The sequence below is a fragment of the Pseudomonas sp. 25 R 14 genome, from assembly GCF_900004755.1.
Taxonomy (GTDB): Bacteria; Pseudomonadota; Gammaproteobacteria; order Pseudomonadales; family Pseudomonadaceae; genus Aquipseudomonas; species Aquipseudomonas brenneri.
This window is the reverse complement of the sequence record NZ_CVTS01000042.1, coordinates 14,840-35,166: the sequence shown is the minus strand read 5'-3', so window position 1 is coordinate 35,166 and position 20,327 is coordinate 14,840. Positions and strand designations below refer to the sequence as shown.

Below are 20,327 nucleotides of genomic sequence, written 5' to 3'. Positions count from 1 at the left end.
TCCCCTCACCCATTGGGGAGGACGTCCTGATGCTTGATCACTCATTGTTGTCTCAGCTCCCCAAACCCAAAGCGATCGACACCTCCTCGTTAAGTCTGGAGGAAGCAGCAGTAACGTTGCGCCGATCCGCCTGTCTTCGCCTCAATGGCGCCCAGAGCCTGGTACTGCATGCCACAGGCGAACAAGATCTGGTGGTTGAACTGCTAGACGATGCCGCCGTGTTGTATGACATGGCCTTCCAACGATTGCTTGGAAACCCACCTGAGCGCGCCAAACAAAAACACAAAGAGTACTGCTCAATACCCGCCGCAGATGGCCAGCCCGGCATACGAACGCCGTGGGGTAGTGACTACGCCCTCGTGATTGATGACGGCGTAAAGTGCGCAACGGACTGGCTGGGCGACGCCTCATCTTTACCCCTCTGGTGGGTACTGTCCCACCATCGCCGACGGCATTGGGCCGGCGATTGTCGCAACGCATTTGAATCAGGGTTTCTGCTACGGGTGCAGCAACGCCTAGCGCAGCTTCACTCGGCCTCACCACCACCTGACCCCGTTACGCCGTAAGTCGCAAAGGGCCAGGTGCTCCTGGCCCTTTGCTGTTTTGCTTAACACCACTTATCGGGATCGGATGCAGCGTTGGGCGATAGCCCTGCTGCTTACGCCTCTGTGCATCGCCTGAAAAGACTTCAAGCTTGACGCACGCCGGTGCGCTCTGCTGTATTAGTGCCGGTGTACCGCCATTGGCGACCCAAGACCGATTCGCTCCGGGTAGTTCGGTTGAACTCATTGAGTTCGGAGCCTTCTCTTCTGCACAATTAAAAACCTTTTCATGCACGACTGATCGCGGTGGCGGATGACCACTGTTGCCCGTAGTTGGCAACAGTGGTCATCCGCTTCGGTGATCGTATTCACCCCCGGAGCCCACCGGGGAAACACGGGGCACCATTTGTGCGCGGATGCGTGCCAGCAATTTCCAGCCCTGGCCACGACACGGGTTGGTTGACCGGTACTCACGCCCTTGAACCCTGCGGTGCCAGATGCGCTTCAAAGGCGTAAGACCGTCAAAGGTGGCTTTTCTCTTCCTTGCCTGACGCCTTGTCGGGCCCCCTTTTCTCTTTTTTGATTCCACTGAAGTCCATAGTGTTCTGCGCCTCAAAAACCGACGATTAGTGCCTTGACGCTCGCCCTCTACTGGCTTATACAAAGGGCGTGGTTTGCTGTCGTTGACAGCCCAGCCCAGGTAGCTTGAACCTTCAAGGCTACGCCACATCCGTGGTGGTTTATCCCAAGTGCGATCAGCGTTCGGAAGCTCGCACGGTTACCGCGTCGCGGTGATGAATGCCGACTCCCCCGTGCCTGCAGACACTCGCCTGCTCAGGCTATTGCCCCACTTATATCGCGTTGATTGCCATCGACTGACCGCTGGCGAATGTTCATCGCGCGCCTTACTTTACCCACCCTGACGGGGACTCACTGCCCCGTCAGGGGTGGCGTGTCGCCGTTTTTCCTTAAAACAGGAGAACCACCATGGCCCACGCCAACTACCCTCAAGAAGGCACCACGTACTTCAACCTGCACACCGTCGGCATCGGTTACCTCAACCGAATCCGTGAAGTCCCTGTCCGCCGCGGCCAGTCATTTATGGCCTGTGATATCTCTGCCCTACACGGTGCTAACGATGCCGTTGAGTACACCCGCTTCGACTGCAAAGTCGTCGGAGGTGAAGCTGAACGTCTGATTCGTTTGTACCTGGACGCCGTCATCCCGGAGAACAAGGTCCTGCTGTCGTTTCGTATTGGTGACATCTGGATCGATCCGTTTCTCTACAAAAAAGGCCTCAAACAAGGCCAACCCGGCGCGGGCCTGAAAGGTCGTTTGCTGTTCATCGACTGGATCAAGGTCAACGGTATGCTCGAGTACAAAGCGCCCGCCAGGCAGGAAGCAACAGCACCTGCTGAGCCAGTACCACACGGTGAGCTTTCCCCACCATCGGCTGAGTCCGACGTTGAGACAGGTGAACCTCTCGTAGAGACAGCGCTTGATGCTGAACCTCGCCCCTCCCCTCGCACGGTTTTCCGTGACGCCATCCGCAGTGCTCAGTCCGTCTGAACCCTGCACGCGGATCCTTAACAAGGCGCTCTTTTGAGCGCCTTTTCTTTCATCAGCACAAGGGCACTGGTATGGAATGCTTCTGGCTTTGCGAGGACTGTGTGTTTGCCCACGCATACGAAGACCACAGCGCGGTATCGCTTTACTGCACCGCCGATGAGAGCGAGCAACGCCTGGCCTTGATGGCGCCCGAACAGGTTCGGTTGCTGCCAATCAGTGCCGACTTCAACGCAGAAGAAGGCCTTGGAATCATCGCGGTTTCTGAATCGCCTTGCGACGCTTGCGGCTCGCGCAGGTGCAGTCAACGCTGCCGCTTTACGCGGCTATAAATCACGAATCATCGGCTATCGCCGACGACGCTTTATCCACCTTAGGGGCCCTCTCCCCTGGGGAGTGCCTCCTGATTATTCCCGACGGAGAAACTCCCATGAACATCCCACTGATGCAGGTCGATACCTCAACGCTTGAGACCGATCGCAGGACCGAAGAAAACCAGGTGATTGATCACGCCTTGCATATCCTGGATCGTCGGTTATTTACCCGCGGCCCGTCCCTAACCTCACCGAATACGGTGGCCGCCTACCTAAAACTTCAGCTGGTGCAGCACGAGCATGAGGTCTTCGGTGTGGTCTTTCTTGATGCCAAGCACCGGGTACTGGCCTTCGAAGTGCTTTTTTACGGCAGTATCGAGGGCGCCAGCGTTTACCCCCGCCAAGTGGTCAAACGGTCTCTGGCCCATAACGCGGCAGCCACCATCTTTGTGCACAACCATCCCTCAGGCTGTACAGCCCCCAGCCAGGCCGATCGTGTTTTGACGGCTCGGTTGAAAGCGGCCCTGGCCTTGATCGACATCCACGTCCTGGACCACTTTATCGTCGGTGAAGGCCCACCGTTGTCCTTTGCCGAATATGGCTGGCTGTAATCGCCAAAGGGCGGCCCTACGTTCGGTTCACCGGACAGCGCTGACCCATGGGGTGATCCCCTGCTTTTTCCTAACAGGATCCGCCTTGAATCAACTTTCTCGCGGTATCGCCCCCGCACCTTATGTCAGGTTCTGCACTGAATCTGACATGAGGTGTTTTTCATGGCGCGTTTTTTCACACTGGCCGCCCTGCTGGGCTTATTAAGCGCCTGCACCGCGCACAGCCCGCTGCAGCCTCAATCCGAAACCCTTCAAGGCGTCGATCAAGTCTCGCCCGCAAAAAACGCTGACAACGCCCCTCAGGCGCTGGCGCTGCGTTATGGACGCTACACACAAGTCAGTACCGCCCCCACCTCGGCGCAACGTGATCTGTTGGCCCAGATCATTGAGGTCAATATCCCCTCCCACCTGAACCCTTCACTGCAAGAGGCGTTGCAATACGTGCTGCAACGCTCCGGGTACACACTGTGCCCTGCCACCGCCTCAATCACCGTCCTTCTGACCCGGCCCCTGCCTGCGGTGCATTACCGGCTCGGCCCGATGGCGCTGCGGGACGCCCTGCACGTACTCGGCGGCCCGGCCTGGCAGCTCACAGCCAATGAAGTTAACCGTTCGGTCTGCTTCGACCCGCAACAAGCCGATCACCGCGCCGCGCTGATCACCACCCTGGCGCACCACCCATCACAGGTGCACCCATGAAAGTTGCAACGTTTCAAACCCTCATTATGGGGCTGTTGTGCCTGGCCGTCGCGGGCCTGAGCGCGGGTATGTATAACCTGTCTCAACGCGTAGCCCACCTGCAGAGCGAAAGCGCTCAAGAGCGCCAGACGCTGAGCCGCCTGCAACAGCAGTCTATCGCCTTCAAGGATGCACACGAGCAGGTGCAGTCCACGCTGAACGCCTTAACACAAAAAGTTGATACCCCTCCGCCCACCCACCCCGATCCTCTGTTGGATCAATGGGCACCCGCGCTACAGGCACTGCGCGACGACCTGACGGGCCGTGCCAGCGTAAACGACATAACCGCGCTCAGCGTACGCCTGGCGCACCTTGAGCAGCAGCTGTTGGCGCTCAAACACACACCACTACCTGTAAGGCCTGCTGCGGCCAATCCGAAACAGCCCGCACCTGCCAAACCGGCCCCGCTCATACCACCGTTCTCGGTGTTAAGCATCGAGTCACGCGGTGAAGAGCGCTTTTTAGCGGTTGCACCATTGGGCAGTCACACGCTGAGCGATGTGCGCCTGCTGCGTCGCGGCGAACAATTCGGTGCCTGGCGCCTAAAAACGTTGGGAACCCACTCTGCCACGTTCGCGGTGGCTGCACGGCCAGACCAAACCGTGCCACTGCCTTGAGAGGCAATCATGAACACAATGCTCTTGTCTGGCGCGGCTTATCTGGCCTCATTGCTGCTCACCGGCGCCGCCATGGCTGAGTCCGTCACGGCCCCCTCACAGGTCCAGGCCACAGAGATGACGCCACTCAGACAGGCTCACACCCAACAGGCAAAAAACTGGGGGCTGACCGAACAGGAGTGGCGCCGCTTTGAGCAGATCCAGGCCGGCCCACGCGGGGTCTGGAGCCCACACCTCGACCCGTTGACCGCACTGGGCGTTGAGGCCCAGACCGATCAAGAACGCCAGCGTTATGCCGAGCTGCAGGTCGCACTGGAAGCCCAGCGCACCGAGCGCGAATTGGCCTACCAAAACGCCTACACCGCCGCCTGGGCCAAGCTGTACCCCGGACTGCTGCCGATCCAGGGCCTGGCCTCCTCCACGCCTGTCAGTTCATTCCTCGCGCCGCGCCCGGCGCTGTTTGTCGAAGACGGCTGCCCTGACTGCACCACCGAAGTACAACGCTTGCAAAGCGCTGATAGCGCGTTTGATCTCTACCTGGTGGGCAGCCAAGGCGAAGATGAACGCCTTCGCCGCTGGGCGCGCCATGCCGGTATCGAGCCTGCCCGGGTGCAACGGCGCCAAATCACCCTAAACCATGATCGGGGACGCTGGTTCGGCTTGGGTGCTCCAGGCCCCTTGCCAGCGTTTTTTCAACAGGTGGACGGACAATGGCAGCGCCTCAATTGAGTGCAGTGGCGCTGATGCTGACGATGCTTAGCGTCCAGGCCGGCGAGCGCGTCCCTGCGGCTTACCAGCAGGCTGCCCACCACACAGGTATACCGCCGACAGTGCTGTTTGCGATTGCCCTGCAAGAAAGCGGAGTGCACCTTCGAGGGCGACGACTGCCCTGGCCTTGGACCCTAAATATTGCGGGAAGCCCCTCTCGCTTTGCCACCCGCCAGAAAGCCTGCCAAGCGCTGCTTCAAGCGCTGAGCCAGTATGACGCCAAGCGAGTGGATGCAGGGCTCGGACAAATCAACCTCGGTTACCACGGGCAACGTTTTTCCAGCCCCTGCGCCGCCCTTGATCCCGAACTTAATCTCGCCGTTACCGCCGTGCTGCTGCAGGCGCATCACACCGCCACCGGTGATTGGGTGGCGGCCGCCGGACGCTATCACCGTCCTGCAGGCGGCCTGCCCGCCGCCCGTTACCGCGTCGCGTTTTCTCGGCAACTGCACCAGTTGCAGGTCGCCTTTACCCAGGACCCCGTGCCATGAAAAATAGCCTTTGCATCGGCTATCTTCTCGCGCTACTGACACCCGTCACCCAGGCCGCAACCACCCTCACCTGGGATGCAACTGAAGCCGCACAGCACAATGCCTTACCCTCAGGTCTGGCGTCGCCTCACCGGCAGATGGCTGACGGGACTGTGCGTAGAGAGTTGCCCATACGCGGCGATGAAACCTGGGTACTGCCGGTGCACAGTGCACGTCTAAGCCCCGGCCAGGTCATACCACGCGCCTTGAACATGCCGGGCTTACAACCGTTTTTCCTGGTCGGTGGTGACCCCTTATCCTTGGTCTGGTTGCGTCAACGCGTCGACGAACTAAACAACATGGGCGCTATAGGCCTGGCCGTCGAGGTCCCTGACAACCACACATTGGCCTTGATTCGAGCCGCCGCGCCGGGCCTTACCATCCTACCGGTCAGTGGCGATGACATCGCCACCCGCCTGCGGATCGAGCATTACCCCGTCTTGATTACCGCCACGTCGCTGGCACAGTGACTCCAGGCCATGCCCACGCAGGCCATGGAGTCCAAGCTGCGGCCTGCCGTGGAACTGTACAGCGTGGCCGTCTGCACAGCGGCGGCGCTGCTGTGCGTGTGCGCGCCTTGGGCTGTGGCCCTGTCACCTGAATTCGGTCTGCTGACCGCACTGGCCTATGCCCTGTTCGGGCTAATACGTCTGCGACAAGCCTGGGCCGTGCTGCGTTATCGACGCAATGTCCGCCGGCTGCCACGCTACGCACTGACCAGTCGGCAGATCCCGGTCAGCCGTACACGTCTGTTTATGGGGCGCGGCTTTCGCTGGACCGGCCTGCACACTCAGCGCTTGGTCGAAGCCCAAGATCCTGCGGTGGCCCACTATGTCCTGCCACCCCCTCACTACCGACTGGCCCGTGAACTCGAACGCCGCCTGGAACACGCACCCTTCCCGCTCTCGACACTGGCACGCCTCACGGCTTGGGACAGTGCGTTTAATCCGTTACGCCCACTGCCTCCGGTAGGCGGCTCGCCCCTGCTGCACGGGATCGAGCCTGATGAGACGGAGGTCAGCCTGCCGCTCGGCGAACGGGTCGGGCATACCCTGGTGCTGGGCGCGACGCGGGTGGGCAAGACACGGCTCGCCGAGGTGTACATCACCCAAGACATCCACCGCGTCGAACACGAGGTAGTGATTGTCTTCGATCCAAAGGGCGATGCCGACCTGCTCAAACGCATGTACGTCGAGGCCAAACGCGCCGGCCGGGAACAGGAGTTCTATGTGTTTCACCTGGGCTGGCCGGAAATCTCGGCACGCTACAACGCGGTAGGCCGTTTTGGGCGCATTTCGGAGGTGGCCTCGCGCATTGCCGGCCAACTGAGCGGCGCCGGCAACTCGGCGGCCTTTCGCGAGTTTGCCTGGCGGTTTGTCAACATCATCGCCCGCGCCCTGATCGAGCTGGGTCGACGCCCGGACTACCTGCAAATCCAACGGCACGTGGTCAACATCGATGCGCTATTTATCGAATACGCCCAGCATTTTTTTGCCAAGAACGATCCCTCCGCCTGGGACGCGATCGTCCAACTGGAAGCCAAGCTCACCGAGAAAAACATTCCCCGGCATATGGCAGGACGCGATAAGCGCGTGGTGGCCATCGAGCAATACCTGGCGCTAAAACGGGTCTTTGACCCGGTGCTCGATGGGCTGCGTTCAGCCGTGCGTTATGACCGCACCTATTTCGATAAAATCGTCGCCTCCTTACTGCCGCTGCTGGAGAAACTCACCACCGGCAAGACCGCCCAGTTACTGGCGCCCAACTACACTGACCTAGAAGATCCGCGGCCCATCTTCGACTGGATGCAGATCATCCGTAAACGCGGAATCGTCTACGTCGGCCTGGATGCGCTGACAGACCCTGAAGTCGCCGCTGCGGTGGGCAACTCGATGTTCGCGGACCTGGTCTCGGTCGCCGGCCACATTTACAAACATGGCGTCGATCATGGCCTGCCGCCCTCGGGCAGCAGCCGCGATAAACTTCCAATCAACCTGCACGCCGATGAGTTCAACGAGCTGATGGGGGATGAGTTTATTCCACTGATCAACAAAGGCGGTGGCGCCGGCATCCAGGTGACGGCCTACACCCAAACCCTCAGCGATATCGAAGCGCGCCTTGGCAACCGTGCCAAGGCCGGCCAAGTAATCGGTAATTTCAACACCCTGCAACTGCTGCGCGTGCGCGAGACTGCCACCGCAGAACTGCTCACCCGCCAGTTGCCCACGGTCAACGTGCTGAGCAAAACCTTAGTGTCGGGGGCCACAGACACATCAGATCCTACGGCAAACACCGACTTCACCTCCTCCTCACAAGACCGGATTAGCAGCACCAGCGTGCCGCTGATCCAACCGGCGCATATTGTCAGTTTGCCCAAAGGGCAAATGTTCTCCTTCCAGTCCGGAGGCCAACTCTGGAAAGTGCGCATGCCCCTGCCACAACCGGCCAATGATGACGTCATGCCCAAAGACCTGCTGGAACTGACTCAACGAATGCGGGCCGCTTACAACGAGCAGGCAGGCCCATGGTGGAGCGCAAGCGGTGGCGGCCCAACCCTCAATTTCGACCTGGACCGATTGGGCTAACCCCGACCGCGGGATTTGATTCAACCACACAGCGCTGTGCAACAAGGTGAACCATGGCAACGCCCTCCCAACACTCAGCCCCACATCCCCCCCAGCGCCCAGGTTTAATTGCCTCAGCCATAGGCGGGGTGTTACGCCTTATCGGTTGGCTAATCGCCTCGTTATTGTTCTCGATACTGATCGAGTTCAGCGGCCTGCTGCTGTGGTGGGAGGATCAAGGCTGGCGACACAGCCAGGCCATGTTCAGTCACGAGTTGGGCTGGCTCAGCGAGTACTTCAAGTCATCACTGTTGATCCCGCAGCCTGGACCCACCCTTGTTCAGTGGCTGGACGCTCTTAATCAGTGGCTGCTGATCAACACGGGTATTGCAGATTTTGCCCAGCAGGCACGCCCGGCGAGCCAGGGCAACGGCTTATGGGGTGGGATCAACCAGTTCTACGTGAGTATCGAGGACTTTGTGCTGGCGGCGGTGTACGTGACCTTTACCTTCGCGGTGCGTTTGAGCATTTTGGTGCTGGCCACACCGCTGTTTGTGCTGGCCATGCTCACCGGTTTTGTGGATGGATTGATACGCCGTGACCTGCGCAAATTTGGAGCGGGCCGCGAGAGCAGTTTTGTCTATCACCGCGCTAAGCGTGCAGTCATTCCACTGCTGTTTGTGCCCTGTATTCTCTACCTATCTCTGCCCTTTTCGCTTAATCCTCTGGCGATTCTTTTACCTTGCGCCATCGTACTGGGCGCAACCATCGCAATCACTGCAAGCACATTCAAAAAATACCTCTAGCCACTGTATAGGTGCCCAATCACACCCACTTTCGTCAAAACACCTGAGCTTTTGTCACAAAACAGCCGAGTATCGTTGATAGGTTCATATCAGGTATCACGTCAACAAAGGCACTGATTATGAACGCCTCATACCTGTTAATGCTGGGAACCCTGGGCCTGACACTTTCACCCTTGATCTACGCCACGTCCGAGGCTGATGCAGAGGAAAAAAGTCAGTTAAGGAAACTCTTGTGTGAGTCAAAGGGTGGCGCTGATGTGACAGCACAAGGCGAGCTGAAAAAGGGTGACGAGGTCGGTGCCGTAGTGGTGTGCAGGCTCCCCCCGTCCCCCACAACCGTGGTCGAAAACCAAGCAGTCTCGACCCGCGCCCTGTTGCCACTGACGCCTATTACGGCGGCACTCTCGCCACCGTCGGGGGTGTACAAGCTTGATCCAGGCGCCGCATCCGTTAACACCTCCTGCTCGGCCAACATCGCCATTGCAAAATGGGCAGGTTTTCCGGACACCAGCAATGGCAACGCCACGTTGAACTGTCGCGGGTACAATGCTGGCCCTGCAGAAAGTTCGCTGGGCTGCCGAGTTGAGTGGACCGGGCCGGCTCAAATTGCCGTTGGGGCTATTCCTTACGGAGGCCAGGTCATGGTGAATTTCACCTGCCTTGCTAGGCAATACGGGGTCATCGGTACCGTCATCGAATTCAGCTACGCCGACCCACTGTATTCACGGATTCGTTATGGCTCTACCCGAGCCACCGCAAGCATGACAATTACTCAGTGAGGGTGACCATGAGGTACGTGCCCGGTATGATTAAAACAGTCACAAGAACAACTGTATTGCTGACAACGATAGCGTTGTACCTGTCTGGCTGCGCTCAAGAACCACCCAAGGCAACACACCAAGAATACATTCGACGAGTATCCGTGGTTTGCTCCAGCAACATCCCCACAGACGCTACCCCGTGTAAGCAAAAAGCCGAATCGGTCTGTCAGGGTGACGTGAAATTACATTCCGTCAAACCGCCCACCAAAGTCATCATCGCAGAAGGCATCTCCCAGCATCCATTAACGGTTGCCTACACCTATGACACGGTTTATCTCTGCGCAAACTCACCGTAAGCACGCAGTGACACGATGCGTTTAGACATAAAGACCCACCTCTGATTTAACGCCTCCGCCACCGATACCATCAGCGTATCTTCTTATTCCGACGCCCTCGCTCATGCAACGAGCGCCTGCCCAGTCAGCCACCCTGCAGCCCCTTCAGTCCATCACTCGAAAAAGCGACGGATCCTCCCTCAGGTTTTCGACTGACGCCATCGCCTCCTTACGTGATGCTACCTCCAGCCTCCTATGGATCCGCATCATGCTCATGACCCTCTTTCGCCACGTGTTACTGCTCTTGCTGGTCATCGTTCACGGCGCCAGCTACGCCGCATCGCCTTATGAACAAAGCCAACTGAGCCTTATTCAGCGCCAACTCGACACGATGGTGATCTCAGCCCGTAAGGCCGAAACGTCCAGTGTTGCTGAACCCCAGGCGCGCTATCGCTTCGACTACCCCCAACTGAACCGGGATGTTCAGCGCATTCGTCAGGGTGTTCAGGACTACCTCTCGCCCTCGCGCGCGCAGCCTCACGATCCCGGTGAGCTGGTCGGTGATTACCGCCTCGACACTTCGTCCATGGAGTCTTCGCCATGAGCATGAGCGGCGCTCAAGTCTCAGCGTTTCAAAATGCCTCAGGTTTCTCAGCACAGAGCAGTTCCACGTTGTGGATTTCCCTGACGTTGGTGCTGGCGTTGCTCTGGTGCGCCTGGACGATGTGGACGGCGTATCGCGGATGGGCAATAGGCAGCGTGCGTTTTGGCGCTTTTGCCGGCAGCGCCGCCCGCGTCTTGCTTGCCCTCTTGGTTCTGATGTTCTTCACCCTGGCCTAACGCAGGAGATCGCCACCATGCTCAAGTGCTTTATCCCCCTAAAAAACAACCTGCGAGCGCGTACCAATCAACGTCTGATCGGCTTGCTTTGGGTGCTTGCACCAACGCTGGTGTTTGCCGATCTGCCGACCATGGAAGCGCCTTCACGCGGTGAAGGCTCGGGGTTGATCGATACGATTAAAAACTACGCCTACGACGGCGGCATCCTGCTTGGCCTGCTGATCGCCCTGCTCGCCTTCTTGGGCGTCGCCTGGCACTCCCTGACCGTCTACGCCGACGTGCAAAACCAGCGCAAAACCTGGAAGGATTTGGGTGCGGTCGTAGGCATTGGCGCGATTCTGGTGGTGATCATCATTTGGTTCCTGACCAAGGCTGCTGACATTCTGTGAGGCTGCGATGAACGACACCCTCGAACGCCTGACTGACCAGACATTGGCCTTTGTGCCGGAGCGACTCAACCGTGACCCGGCGGTATTGCGCGGTTTGACCAATGACGAGATGTGGATCGCACTCGGCAGCGGCGCGTTTATCGGTCTGATCGTGGGCATTCCCCTGGCCATTGCCAGCGCCTCAATTGCCGTGGCACCAACCAGCATGATCGCGAGCATGGCGCTGGTGGTGTTGGCCGGCGGCACGCTGCTGCGCCGGGCCAAGCGGGCCCGCCCCGACACCTGGCTGTACCGCAAACTCGAATGGACACTCGCCCGCCATTGGCGACTCGGTCGCAGCCATCTGATCCTGCACTCTGGTGTTTGGACGGTACGCCGCTCCCGCCGCATTCGTCCTGCCCTGTCTCGGTGTCAGCCATGAGCCGGTTTCGAAACAAGGTGGACGCCCAGCAGGCGCATATCTTCAGCCTGCGTTTGGCGGTCATCACGCTCGCCCTGCTCTGTGGCGGGCTCTGGTATGGCTGGCACGCAGCCCCCAGCGAGCTGACGGTGCATGTCCCCCCGGATTTGCGCTCAGGCAGCACCCGCAAATGGTGGGACATCCCCCCAGAAAATGTCTATGCCTTCGCCTTGTACATCTTTGGCCAACTGAACCGCTGGCCCTCGGATGGCGAACAGGACTATCGCCGCGCCATCTATGGTTTGCAGGCTTACCTGACCCCCGCCTGCCAGGCCTTTCTCGACGGCGACTACGCCTACCGCAAGGCCGCCGGCGAACTGCGCCAGCGGGTGCGGGGCGTCTATGAAATTTTGGGCCGAGGCTACAGCGAAGATCCACCGCTTAGGGTCAAGCAACTGGACCGCAACAGTTGGCAGGTCGTGCTCGACCTCAACGCCGATGAGTACTACGCCGCCGAACCGGTAAAGCGGGTGGTGGTGCGTTATCCACTGCGCGTCGTACGTTTTGACCTGGACCCCGAGCGCAATAAGTGGGGGCTGGCATTGGACTGTTATCAGGGTACGCCGCAAAAAATCGACTTGCCTGAAGGAGCGCCATGAAATACCTGTCCACCCTGACACTCGCCGTAGCGCTGTTGCTGTGGGGAGCAACGGCGCCAGCCATCGAGTTGATGCGCTGGGAACGCTTACCCCTCACCCTCTCGTTGGTAATTGATCAGGAGCGGGTCATTTTTGTCGATGAGGCGATTCGCGTCGGTGTGCCCTCAAGCCTGGCCGGCAAGCTGCGTGTGCAATCAACTGGCGGGGCGCTGTACCTGCGCGCGTTGGAAGCCATTGCACCGACCCGGCTGCAACTGCAATCGGTCACGACAGGCGACATTGTCCTACTGGATATTGTCACGACCCCTGGCGATCAACCACTGGAACCCGTGCGTATTCTCAAGCATGCTCAGCGCCACACTGACGAGTCGGATACCGGTCAGACTGCCTCTGCTGAACGTACGCCAATCCCTGTTGCATTGACGCGTTACGCCGCACAAAACCTGTATGCACCACTGCGTACGGTCGAGTCCCTGCCCGGGGTACGCCGCGTTACGCTCAAACTGCACACCGAACTGCCCAACCTGCTGCCCACCGAACACCTGAGCAGCACCCCGCTTGCGAGCTGGCGACTCGATCAATTTTGGGTGACTGCGGTGATATTGCGTAATCGCGGCTCAGAAACCGTACGCCTCGATCCGCGCAGAGTTGAGGCCAACCTGTACGCTGCAAGCTTCCAACATGCGTTTCTCGGGCCTGCTGGCAGTGCTGAAGACACCACAATCGCCTACCTGGTCACCCGCGGCGCGGGTCTTGAGCACGCCTTGCTGCTGCCGGTCGCACAAGGGGATGATTGATGAAGGCCAATGCCTTGCTCAAATGGCTGGTGCCGGCGGCGTTGCTGGTGGTGGCGTTGATCATTGTGAAAACCTGGGTAACCGGTGCCAGCCCACCAGCCCCCAACAGCCCGGAGGATCCAGGCAGCATTCAGCTATCCGCTGAGCAAGCCAAGTCCCTCGGTATTGCCGGCGATACGCCGCGTGACACGGTCGCGACCCTGGTCGGTCAGGTTAAGGCGATGCGCAGCGATATGCTCAGCTTGAAAAAACACAATGACGCACTGCAAACCGACAACCAGCGCCTACGCGAGCGAGAAAACAGCGTCGATTCACGTATTCGGACAGCGCTGGGCAGCGTGACCCAGCAGGTTGACGAAGGCCGTCGACACGCCGACGAGGCGCGGCTCAAAACAGAACAAGACAATCGACAGGCCCGCGGTCTGTTGACGCAATTACAAGCACAGCTATCGGGGCTGACCCGCCAAGATAAAGACCTGCCGATTGGCTTGGGGCTTGAGCCAGGCGACGAGGCCCAGTTTGAAGGGCGCCGTGCGGTCAATGATGCGCTGCAGTGGATTGAACCTTTAGATGTACCCTCCACCACCGTCCGCTCCCCCCTCAGCGGCGCCTCCGTGTCGAGCCTGCCGAACGCCTTTCACTCCCTGAAAAACCTACAAGATCAGGCCAATGATCGCAGCCAGCATCCGCTACAGGCCGCCGTTCAGGGCGAGCGCAAACTGACGCCCCCCCGTGATCGTACTGAGGGCGCTAAACCGGTCTACACCCTGCCTGAAAACACCACGTTGATGGGGTCGGTGGCCATGACCGCCCTGATTGGCCGAGTGCCAGTGGACGGCACGGTCAACGACCCCTACCCCTTCAAAGTACTGGTGGGGCCTGAAAACCTGACCGCCAACGGCATCGACTTGCCAGACGTCGCAGGCGCCGTGATGAGCGGCACCGCCTCAGGCGACTGGACCTTGTCTTGCGTGCGCGGGCAAGTGGAGTCCATTACCTTTGTGTTTACCGATGGCACCATTCGCACCATGCCTGAACCCAAAACCGTTGCCAGCCGTAATGCCTCCACTCCCCAACGTTCGAACACCGACAAGATTCGCGGTGGCCTTGGTTACCTGTCCGATCCCTATGGCATTCCTTGCATTGCCGGTGAGCGTCGCTCAAACGCCCAGCAGTACCTGGCCAGCCAAAGCTTGATCACCGCCGTCGGCGCAGGCGTCGCCGCCTTGCTTGGGGATGAGCGCAACAACAGCAGTGTGGTCAGTTCGGGCGCAAGCACGCTTGGGGTCACCAACAGTCGTGGCAATAGCGCCCTCAACTCAATACTCAGTGGCGGCGTCAGTGATATCCGCGAGTGGGTCAACAAGCTGTATGGCGAAGCCTTTGCAGCCGTGTACGTGCCGCCGGCGGCGCAGGTTGCCCTGCACCTGGACCATGAGATCACCCTCGACTACGAACCCAACGGCCGGAGCGTCCGCCATGAAAAAGACCCCTTCTTACTGCCTGACCTGGATTAGCGCGTTCTGCTGCGTCCTGACGGGCTGCTCCACCGATAAGGAGGCCCTTCTACCCCATGGTGAAAACACCATGCTGGACATCTGGAATGCTGCCGGCTCACCAGGCACTCAGCCGTTGCTACAGGCTCGCCAACAGCTACGCCGTCCGTTGGCTGAGCCAGAGGCCTTAGCCGCTGTGCAGGAGCCCTACACACGCACTGCGCTCAACGAGATCCACAATCTATTCCCTCGTCTGCCCAATCCTGATCTGGTGCTGTACGTGTACCCGCACCTGAGCGGCACCGAGCAAGCACCGGTGCCGGGGTATTCAACGGTCTTCCCATTTTACCAACGCGTGCAGTACGCATTGCCGGGCGAACGCCAGGACGACTTGTAATGCATACCGGCGATTCGAACTCACGCCCACCCAGGTGGAGAGCCTGGCGCCACCCCTTCCGCCCTCGCGCCACCTTGGCTGATGAGGCCGCAGGTTATGCCCATCACCCAAGCTTCACTGACCACTTGCCTTGGGTCGAATACCTCGACACCGAGCAGTGTTTTCTGCTCGATGACAATCGTTCGGTGGCCGGCGTATTCGAGTTACTGCCCATTGGCACAGAGGGGCGCGAACCCGATTGGTTGATGGCTGCACGCGATGCCCTCGAAGATGCCTTGCAGGACAGTTTTGATGAGCGGGATCAGGCGCCTTGGGTGGTGCAGTTTTTCTGCCAGGACGACAACGACTTCAGCCCCTACCTGAACCGGTTGACTGGCTATATTCGAGACAACGCGCGAGGCACCGTCTTTACCGAGGCGTATTTGGCGCTCAGCCGTCGTCATCTGAGGGCCGTCGCCAAGACCGGCGGACTGTTCGAGGATCAAGTGGTGACGCGCCTACCCTGGCGTGGCAATAACCGGCGGGTGCGTCTGGTGATTTATCGCTGGCTGGAGTCTGACCATGAGGAGACGGGACTCACGCCGGTGCAAGCCCTGCAACACGCGTGCGAGCGAATCGCGGCATCGTTACAGGCGTGTGGCGTGCAATCAGCGCGTATCGATGGTCGCGATTTTTATGCCTGGTTATTGCCCTGGTTCAATCCAGCCCCCACGCTCACCCAAGGCACGCCCGAAACGCTCTACCGCCAAGTGGCCTACCCAGCGTCAGGTGACGGTGATTCGCTGGAGTTGCCCTTTGATCACGACTTTGCCGAACGCCTGTTCTTCAATGAGCCGCGTTCAGATACGCAACGCGGGCTCTGGTATTTCGATGATCAGCCCCATCGGGTCATGGTGGTGGACAAGCTGCGACGGGCACCAACGATTGGCCAAGTCACCGGCGAGACCCGTAAGGGCGATGCCATAAACGCCCTGTTCGACCAGTTGCCCGAAGGTACGGTGATGAGCCTGACCCTGGTGGTCAAGCCTCAGGATGTACTCGAAGACCAATTAAACCGCCTGACCCGCAAAGCCATCGGTGAAAACCTGGCCTCAACCCAAACCCGCCAGGATGTCGAACAAGCGCGTGCGATCATCGGTCGTCAACACAAGCTGTACCGAGGCGCCCTGGCCTTTTACCTGCGCGGTCGCGATGAGCCGCAATTGCACCAACACTCGATCAGCCTGGCCAATGCATTGCTCGGTGCCGGCCTGCAACCGGTCCGTGAAGGCGATGAAGTCGCCGCCTGCAACAGCTACCTACGTTGGTTGCCCATGACGTACAACCCGGCCCGCGACCCACGCAACTGGTACACCCGGCTGATGTTTGCGCAACACCTGGCGAACCTGGCCCCTGTCTGGGGCCGAAGCACAGGCACAGGTCAGCCTGGCATCACCGTGTTCAACCGGGGTGGCTCGCCACTGAGCTTTGATCCGTTGTCCCCACTGGACCGGGCCATGAACGGACATTTGCTGTTGTTCGGACCCACCGGTGCTGGCAAATCGGCCACGCTGGTTACCCTGCTGATGCAGGTCATGGCGGTGTACCGCCCACGGCTATTTATCGTCGAGGCTGGCAATTCATTCGGCTTGCAGGGCGATTATTTTTCGACACTGGGACTCTCGGTTAACAAGGTCCCATTAAAACCTGGCACCTCGGTCAGCCTCGCGCCCTTTGTCGAGGCCCGACGCCTGGTTGAGCAACCGGGTCAGGTGGGTAGTTTGTCGCTCGATGAGTGGGATGATGAAGGCACAGTGCCTGATGAGGCTCAGCGCGATATTCTCGGCGAATTGGAAATCACCGCGCGCTTGATGATTACTGGCGGTGAATCCAAGGAAGAAGCCCGTCTGAGCCGCGCCGATCGCAGCCTGATTCGCGAGTGCATCCTTGAGGCCGCGCAGACCTGCACGTCGGCAGGTCGTCAGGTACTGACCCGCGATGTGCGCAACGCCTTATTGCGCGTCGCCACTGACCCGCATTTGCCGGGAAAACGTCGCGAGCGCGCTCAGGAAATGGGCGAGTCCATCGATCTATTCTGCCAGGGTTTCGAAGGCGAACTCTTCGACCGCCAGGGTACACCCTGGCCTGAAAGCGATGTCACTATCGTCGATTTGGCCACCTACGCCCGCGAAGGTTATGAGGCGCAGATGTCCATCAGCTATATCAGTCTGATGAACACCGTGAACAACCTGGCCGAGCGCGACCAATACCTGGGGCGGCCTATCATCATGGTCACCGATGAGGGCCATATCATCACCAAAAACCCACTGTTGGCACCGTTCGTGGTCAAAGGCACAAAAATGTGGCGCAAACTGGGTGCCTGGTTTTGGATGGCGACGCAGAACCTTGCCGACTTTCCCGCTAGCGCACAGACCATGCTCAACATGATCGAGTGGTGGATTTGCTTGAACATGCCGCCGGCTGAAATCGAAGAGATCGCGCGCTTCAAGAGGCTCACCCCGGCGCAAAAGGCTCTATTGCTCTCTGCAAGCAAGGAGTCAGGTAAATACACCGAGGGAGTGGTGCTGTCGAAAAAGCTCGAAACGTTGTTTCGAGCAGTGCCCCCCAGCCTTTACCTTGCCCTGGCCATGACCGAGCCCGAGGAAAAAGCCGAGCGCTGGGCACTGATGCAGGACACTGGCTGCTCAGAGCTGGAAGCGGCTTACCGGATCGCTGAGCGGATCGATAGAGCGCGAGGAATAGAGCCGACATAGGCAAATCTATGCTGGGTAAGTTTTAGAACGTGGAAAATAAAGTACGCCATGCAAGGTATTGCAATCATGGGCAAGAGCCAGAAGGCGCTAAGCTCGCCGGGCCTCCAATGTCGTCACGTAGTCTTGCCCGCCGTAGAAGATCCCGCTATGCCAAGCTCTATGCGGGTGCCCACTCGATAACTGTCCCATCATGCTGCGTGCTTCCCTACTGGCCAATGCAGAGATTTTGCCGTAGGCCAGACAGGGGAGCTACTTTTTCAACAGAATCGACCAAAAACAGACACTCGCTTTTTGGCCTATCACTTCACTGAACAACCGTCGGCACATGCTCCGAGAGATACCCAACAAACGCAGATACTGAGGGAAGCAAGCCCCGACGAGACGGCATCAGCACGGTCAGCGTCGACAGGTCGGCAATCCACTGAGGTAACACGCGAACTAACTGGCCCTGCTCTACCTCAGCCGCTCCGACAAAACCGGGTAACGCGACAATACCCAAACCTTCGCATGCAGCAGTTTTGAGTGTCGTCATGTCATCGCTCACAAGATTGGGCGTAAACGGCTGCACGACGACAGGCGCACCGGGATGTCCCTCACGCAGGCGCCATGCGTAACTCTCCTGCGCACTGCCGAGTGCAATCCCGTCGTGTTCCGACAACGCATTGGGTTCGCCAGGCATGCCCTTGCGGTCCACATAGGTGGGACTCGCGAACAAATACCAAGACGTCCGGGCAATCGAGCGTTGAACCAACGAAGAGTCCGGCAAGGGTTCGGTGTGCGCCCGTAGGCAAAGGTCGAAACCCTCCTGCACGGGGTCCACACAGCGATTCGTGGCGTGCTGCACGATGCGGACTCGCGGGTAAGCGGCCATGAAGCGAGGAATCAGTTTGGCCAGCACCAACTGCGCATAGGACACCGAGCAGGTGAAGCGGATGGTACCGCTGGGCTCAGCGGCGCGACGCCGAACCACGCTTTCCGCCGCCTCGGCCTCCACCAGCATGGCCAGTGCGTGGCGATGGAACTCGGCGCCAATCTCCGTCACGACAAAACGTCGGGACGTACGCTGAATCAGCCGTACTCCCAGCGACGCCTCCAACGCAAGAATGCGCCGGCTGATGCTGGACTTTGGTACGTCAAGTGCCCGAGCCGCCGCCGTAATGCCCCGGTGTTCGACTACCTGAACGTAGAAATAAACGTCATTAAGATCGAGCATCACCAACCCCCTGCTGCAAGAGGCCGGCGTATTGCACGGACTCATCGTCCCATTATGTAGACGATAGTTCCCATTTTGCCTAATTGTTTCAAGACCGTCCCAATTCTAATCTGAAGGTGTTCCAACCCACCCTGAAGAGCCTTGCCATGAACCCGTTCATGCCCGAGTGCTTTCCAGTGTTCACCTTCAGAAGGAATCAAGACATGAGCAAGAAGAGCTATACCCAAACCCGCTTCAGCGCAGACGATTCTGCACTGGTCCTGATTGACCATCAATCGGGGATCATGCAACTGGTACGTGACTACACCCCTGCTGAGTTTCGTAATAACGTGGTGGCCCTGGCCAAAGTCGGCAAGGTCTTCAATCTGCCAACCGTCCTGACCTCCAGTTACAGCCAAGGCCCCAATGGCCCGCTCTTGCCGGAAATCGTGAAAATGCATCCGGACGCACCACTGATCGATCGCCCCGGCATTATCAGCGCATGGGACGATCCCAACTTCGTCGCAGCAATCGAAAAAACTGGCCGCAAAAACCTGATCATGGCCGGCACCACGGTTGACATTTGCCTGGCCTTCGCCGCCATGCAGGCGGTTGATGCGGGCTACAACGTCTACGGCGTGATTGATGCATCAGGGGGTTATGAGGTGAGCGTTCGCGAAAACGCCGTCGCCCGGATGCTCGACCATGGGATTATTCCCGTTAACTGGACCACCATTGCGGCCGAGCTGCAGCGCAATTGGACATGGGCAACAGGCCAGGACATGGTGAAGGTTTTCCACGAACACTACCCACCTTATGGCCTCTTGATCGACAGTCTTGAGGGCACGATGGCGGCTCAGAAAGCATCCTGACTCCTGCACCCGACCCCATACGGGGTCGGGGCGGACGGTGGACCCAGTGTCGGTAAATGGGTAACGTTACCTGGGCGGCCTTCGAATCCCGAATGCCGCCGGAGTGAGATCATTCTTATCGTATTACTCTGAGCACTATCACCTGAGCCAAAAGGGAGTTTGCATCATGACCGACGACACAAAAACAAAGGAGCCTGCGTCGTACTTCCCCTCAATTGAAAAAAAGTATGGGCAGCCAACTACTCACTGGCAGGACCTGCTCAAGACCGTCAGCGGCAAGAAGCATATGGAACTGTGAATCGCCCCTACTTTTGTAGAGACACAGAATGACTGCTATTGGCCGTTCCTTGCCGATCGTCACTACCGTGCGTGCTGGTCAG

General features: G+C 59.0%; 23 protein-coding genes and 1 pseudogene. 23 read left to right on the top strand and 1 reads right to left on the bottom strand.

Annotated elements, in window-relative coordinates; genetic code table 11:
• Positions 1-29 precede the first annotated feature (29 nt).
• From BFQ03_RS29095 to BFQ03_RS14630, 21 genes are all read left to right on the top strand, one after another.
• Positions 30-566 (top strand): LasR-specific antiactivator QslA, encoded by a 537-nt coding sequence (locus BFQ03_RS29095; protein WP_083204858.1) that lies wholly within the window; start codon positions 30-32, stop codon positions 564-566.
• A gap of 963 nt (positions 567-1,529) precedes the next feature.
• Complete coding sequence (locus tag BFQ03_RS14720; protein ID WP_065943440.1) at positions 1,530-2,111, top strand: STY4534 family ICE replication protein; 582 nt, start codon at positions 1,530-1,532, stop codon at positions 2,109-2,111.
• A 71-nt stretch (positions 2,112-2,182) separates the two neighbouring features.
• Positions 2,183-2,440 (top strand): hypothetical protein, encoded by a 258-nt coding sequence (locus tag BFQ03_RS30650; protein ID WP_083204857.1) that lies wholly within the window; start codon positions 2,183-2,185, stop codon positions 2,438-2,440.
• A gap of 98 nt (positions 2,441-2,538) precedes the next feature.
• On the top strand, positions 2,539-3,033 hold the full coding sequence (gene radC / locus BFQ03_RS14715; protein ID WP_065943439.1) for a RadC family protein: 495 nt from the start codon (positions 2,539-2,541) through the stop codon (positions 3,031-3,033).
• A gap of 162 nt (positions 3,034-3,195) precedes the next feature.
• Positions 3,196-3,732, top strand: a complete 537-nt coding sequence (locus tag BFQ03_RS14710; protein WP_065943438.1) for a PFGI-1 class ICE element type IV pilus protein PilL2 — start codon at positions 3,196-3,198, stop codon at positions 3,730-3,732.
• Positions 3,729-4,388, top strand: coding sequence for a chemotaxis protein (locus tag BFQ03_RS14705; protein ID WP_065943437.1), 660 nt, complete (start codon positions 3,729-3,731; stop codon positions 4,386-4,388). The genes BFQ03_RS14710 and BFQ03_RS14705 overlap by 4 nt, the downstream gene beginning before the upstream one ends.
• Positions 4,389-4,460: 72 nt before the next feature.
• The gene (locus BFQ03_RS14700; RefSeq protein WP_139115695.1) at positions 4,461-5,117 is read left to right on the top strand and encodes a TIGR03759 family integrating conjugative element protein; all 657 of its coding nucleotides are present in this window, start codon (positions 4,461-4,463) and stop codon (positions 5,115-5,117) included.
• The gene (locus tag BFQ03_RS14695) at positions 5,099-5,647 is read left to right on the top strand and encodes a lysozyme family protein (protein WP_065943435.1); all 549 of its coding nucleotides are present in this window, start codon (positions 5,099-5,101) and stop codon (positions 5,645-5,647) included. Before BFQ03_RS14700 ends, BFQ03_RS14695 begins: the two co-directional genes overlap by 19 nt.
• The gene (locus BFQ03_RS14690; RefSeq protein WP_065943434.1) at positions 5,644-6,156 is read left to right on the top strand and encodes an integrating conjugative element protein; all 513 of its coding nucleotides are present in this window, start codon (positions 5,644-5,646) and stop codon (positions 6,154-6,156) included. The genes BFQ03_RS14695 and BFQ03_RS14690 overlap by 4 nt, the downstream gene beginning before the upstream one ends.
• Positions 6,157-6,165: 9 nt before the next feature.
• Entirely contained in the window at positions 6,166-8,271 is a 2,106-nt protein-coding gene (traD, locus tag BFQ03_RS14685) for a type IV conjugative transfer system coupling protein TraD (protein ID WP_065943433.1), read from the top strand.
• 53 nt (positions 8,272-8,324) lie between these two features.
• Complete coding sequence (locus BFQ03_RS14680) at positions 8,325-9,056, top strand: TIGR03747 family integrating conjugative element membrane protein (protein ID WP_065943432.1); 732 nt, start codon at positions 8,325-8,327, stop codon at positions 9,054-9,056.
• A 119-nt stretch (positions 9,057-9,175) separates the two neighbouring features.
• Positions 9,176-9,835 carry a hypothetical protein gene (locus tag BFQ03_RS14675; RefSeq protein WP_065943431.1) on the top strand — a complete coding sequence of 220 codons (660 nt, stop codon included), beginning with the start codon at positions 9,176-9,178 and terminating at the stop codon, positions 9,833-9,835.
• Between the two features lie 585 nt (positions 9,836-10,420).
• A complete protein-coding gene (locus BFQ03_RS14670; RefSeq protein ID WP_065943430.1) occupies positions 10,421-10,756 on the top strand; it encodes an integrative conjugative element protein, RAQPRD family in 336 nt (111 codons plus the stop codon).
• The gene (locus BFQ03_RS14665; protein ID WP_065943429.1) at positions 10,753-10,992 is read left to right on the top strand and encodes a TIGR03758 family integrating conjugative element protein; all 240 of its coding nucleotides are present in this window, start codon (positions 10,753-10,755) and stop codon (positions 10,990-10,992) included. The genes BFQ03_RS14670 and BFQ03_RS14665 overlap by 4 nt, the downstream gene beginning before the upstream one ends.
• Positions 10,993-11,009: 17 nt before the next feature.
• Positions 11,010-11,381 (top strand): TIGR03745 family integrating conjugative element membrane protein, encoded by a 372-nt coding sequence (locus tag BFQ03_RS14660; RefSeq protein ID WP_065943428.1) that lies wholly within the window; start codon positions 11,010-11,012, stop codon positions 11,379-11,381.
• A gap of 7 nt (positions 11,382-11,388) precedes the next feature.
• The gene (locus BFQ03_RS14655; protein WP_065943427.1) at positions 11,389-11,802 is read left to right on the top strand and encodes a TIGR03750 family conjugal transfer protein; all 414 of its coding nucleotides are present in this window, start codon (positions 11,389-11,391) and stop codon (positions 11,800-11,802) included.
• Positions 11,799-12,440: a PFL_4703 family integrating conjugative element protein gene (locus tag BFQ03_RS14650; RefSeq protein ID WP_065943426.1), complete on the top strand. Its 642-nt coding sequence runs from the start codon at positions 11,799-11,801 to the stop codon at positions 12,438-12,440. The genes BFQ03_RS14655 and BFQ03_RS14650 overlap by 4 nt, the downstream gene beginning before the upstream one ends.
• Positions 12,437-13,237 (top strand): TIGR03749 family integrating conjugative element protein, encoded by an 801-nt coding sequence (locus tag BFQ03_RS14645; protein WP_065943425.1) that lies wholly within the window; start codon positions 12,437-12,439, stop codon positions 13,235-13,237. The genes BFQ03_RS14650 and BFQ03_RS14645 overlap by 4 nt, the downstream gene beginning before the upstream one ends.
• Entirely contained in the window at positions 13,237-14,754 is a 1,518-nt protein-coding gene (locus BFQ03_RS14640) for a TIGR03752 family integrating conjugative element protein (protein WP_065943424.1), read from the top strand. Before BFQ03_RS14645 ends, BFQ03_RS14640 begins: the two co-directional genes overlap by 1 nt.
• Positions 14,717-15,130 (top strand): TIGR03751 family conjugal transfer lipoprotein, encoded by a 414-nt coding sequence (locus BFQ03_RS14635; RefSeq protein ID WP_065943423.1) that lies wholly within the window; start codon positions 14,717-14,719, stop codon positions 15,128-15,130. The genes BFQ03_RS14640 and BFQ03_RS14635 overlap by 38 nt, the downstream gene beginning before the upstream one ends.
• Positions 15,130-17,883, top strand: a complete 2,754-nt coding sequence (locus BFQ03_RS14630) for a conjugative transfer ATPase (protein ID WP_065943422.1) — start codon at positions 15,130-15,132, stop codon at positions 17,881-17,883. Before BFQ03_RS14635 ends, BFQ03_RS14630 begins: the two co-directional genes overlap by 1 nt.
• A 304-nt stretch (positions 17,884-18,187) precedes the next feature.
• Here the strand turns inward: BFQ03_RS14630 and BFQ03_RS14625 are convergent, their stop codons facing one another.
• Positions 18,188-19,096: a LysR substrate-binding domain-containing protein gene (locus BFQ03_RS14625; protein ID WP_065943421.1), complete on the bottom strand. Its 909-nt coding sequence runs from the start codon at positions 19,094-19,096 to the stop codon at positions 18,188-18,190.
• 203 nt (positions 19,097-19,299) lie between these two features.
• On the opposite strand from BFQ03_RS14625, the gene BFQ03_RS14620 reads away from it, so the two are divergent.
• Together BFQ03_RS14620 and BFQ03_RS29085 are read left to right on the top strand one after the other, a co-directional pair.
• Entirely contained in the window at positions 19,300-19,947 is a 648-nt protein-coding gene (locus BFQ03_RS14620) for an isochorismatase family protein (protein WP_065943420.1), read from the top strand.
• Between the two features lie 166 nt (positions 19,948-20,113).
• Positions 20,114-20,242, top strand: a pseudogene (locus BFQ03_RS29085) (DUF4287 domain-containing protein); the annotation flags it as partial.
• Positions 20,243-20,327 lie beyond the last annotated feature (85 nt).

Excerpts from the sequence above, each read along its gene's own strand:
- BFQ03_RS14645 (WP_065943425.1), top strand. The coding sequence starts at position 12,437 with ATGAAATACCTGTCCACCCTGACACTCGCCGTAGCGCTGTTGCTGTGG.
- BFQ03_RS14635 (WP_065943423.1), top strand. The coding sequence starts at position 14,717 with ATGAAAAAGACCCCTTCTTACTGCCTGACCTGGATTAGCGCGTTCTGC.
- BFQ03_RS14665 (WP_065943429.1), top strand. The coding sequence starts at position 10,753 with ATGAGCATGAGCGGCGCTCAAGTCTCAGCGTTTCAAAATGCCTCAGGT.
- BFQ03_RS14660 (WP_065943428.1), top strand. The coding sequence starts at position 11,010 with ATGCTCAAGTGCTTTATCCCCCTAAAAAACAACCTGCGAGCGCGTACC.
- BFQ03_RS14695 (WP_065943435.1), top strand. The coding sequence starts at position 5,099 with ATGGCAGCGCCTCAATTGAGTGCAGTGGCGCTGATGCTGACGATGCTT.
- BFQ03_RS14675 (WP_065943431.1), top strand. The coding sequence starts at position 9,176 with ATGAACGCCTCATACCTGTTAATGCTGGGAACCCTGGGCCTGACACTT.
- radC (WP_065943439.1), top strand. The coding sequence starts at position 2,539 with ATGAACATCCCACTGATGCAGGTCGATACCTCAACGCTTGAGACCGAT.
- traD (WP_065943433.1), top strand. The coding sequence starts at position 6,166 with ATGCCCACGCAGGCCATGGAGTCCAAGCTGCGGCCTGCCGTGGAACTG.
- BFQ03_RS14710 (WP_065943438.1), top strand. The coding sequence starts at position 3,196 with ATGGCGCGTTTTTTCACACTGGCCGCCCTGCTGGGCTTATTAAGCGCC.
- BFQ03_RS14690 (WP_065943434.1), top strand. The coding sequence starts at position 5,644 with ATGAAAAATAGCCTTTGCATCGGCTATCTTCTCGCGCTACTGACACCC.
- BFQ03_RS14705 (WP_065943437.1), top strand. The coding sequence starts at position 3,729 with ATGAAAGTTGCAACGTTTCAAACCCTCATTATGGGGCTGTTGTGCCTG.
- BFQ03_RS14700 (WP_139115695.1), top strand. The coding sequence starts at position 4,461 with ATGGCTGAGTCCGTCACGGCCCCCTCACAGGTCCAGGCCACAGAGATG.
- BFQ03_RS29095 (WP_083204858.1), top strand. The coding sequence starts at position 30 with ATGCTTGATCACTCATTGTTGTCTCAGCTCCCCAAACCCAAAGCGATC.
- BFQ03_RS14650 (WP_065943426.1), top strand. The coding sequence starts at position 11,799 with ATGAGCCGGTTTCGAAACAAGGTGGACGCCCAGCAGGCGCATATCTTC.
- BFQ03_RS14720 (WP_065943440.1), top strand. The coding sequence starts at position 1,530 with ATGGCCCACGCCAACTACCCTCAAGAAGGCACCACGTACTTCAACCTG.
- BFQ03_RS30650 (WP_083204857.1), top strand. The coding sequence starts at position 2,183 with ATGGAATGCTTCTGGCTTTGCGAGGACTGTGTGTTTGCCCACGCATAC.
- BFQ03_RS14620 (WP_065943420.1), top strand. The coding sequence starts at position 19,300 with ATGAGCAAGAAGAGCTATACCCAAACCCGCTTCAGCGCAGACGATTCT.
- BFQ03_RS14640 (WP_065943424.1), top strand. The coding sequence starts at position 13,237 with ATGAAGGCCAATGCCTTGCTCAAATGGCTGGTGCCGGCGGCGTTGCTG.
- BFQ03_RS14680 (WP_065943432.1), top strand. The coding sequence starts at position 8,325 with ATGGCAACGCCCTCCCAACACTCAGCCCCACATCCCCCCCAGCGCCCA.
- BFQ03_RS14625 (WP_065943421.1), bottom strand. The coding sequence starts at position 19,096 with ATGCTCGATCTTAATGACGTTTATTTCTACGTTCAGGTAGTCGAACAC.
- BFQ03_RS14670 (WP_065943430.1), top strand. The coding sequence starts at position 10,421 with ATGCTCATGACCCTCTTTCGCCACGTGTTACTGCTCTTGCTGGTCATC.
- BFQ03_RS14655 (WP_065943427.1), top strand. The coding sequence starts at position 11,389 with ATGAACGACACCCTCGAACGCCTGACTGACCAGACATTGGCCTTTGTG.
- BFQ03_RS14630 (WP_065943422.1), top strand. The coding sequence starts at position 15,130 with ATGCATACCGGCGATTCGAACTCACGCCCACCCAGGTGGAGAGCCTGG.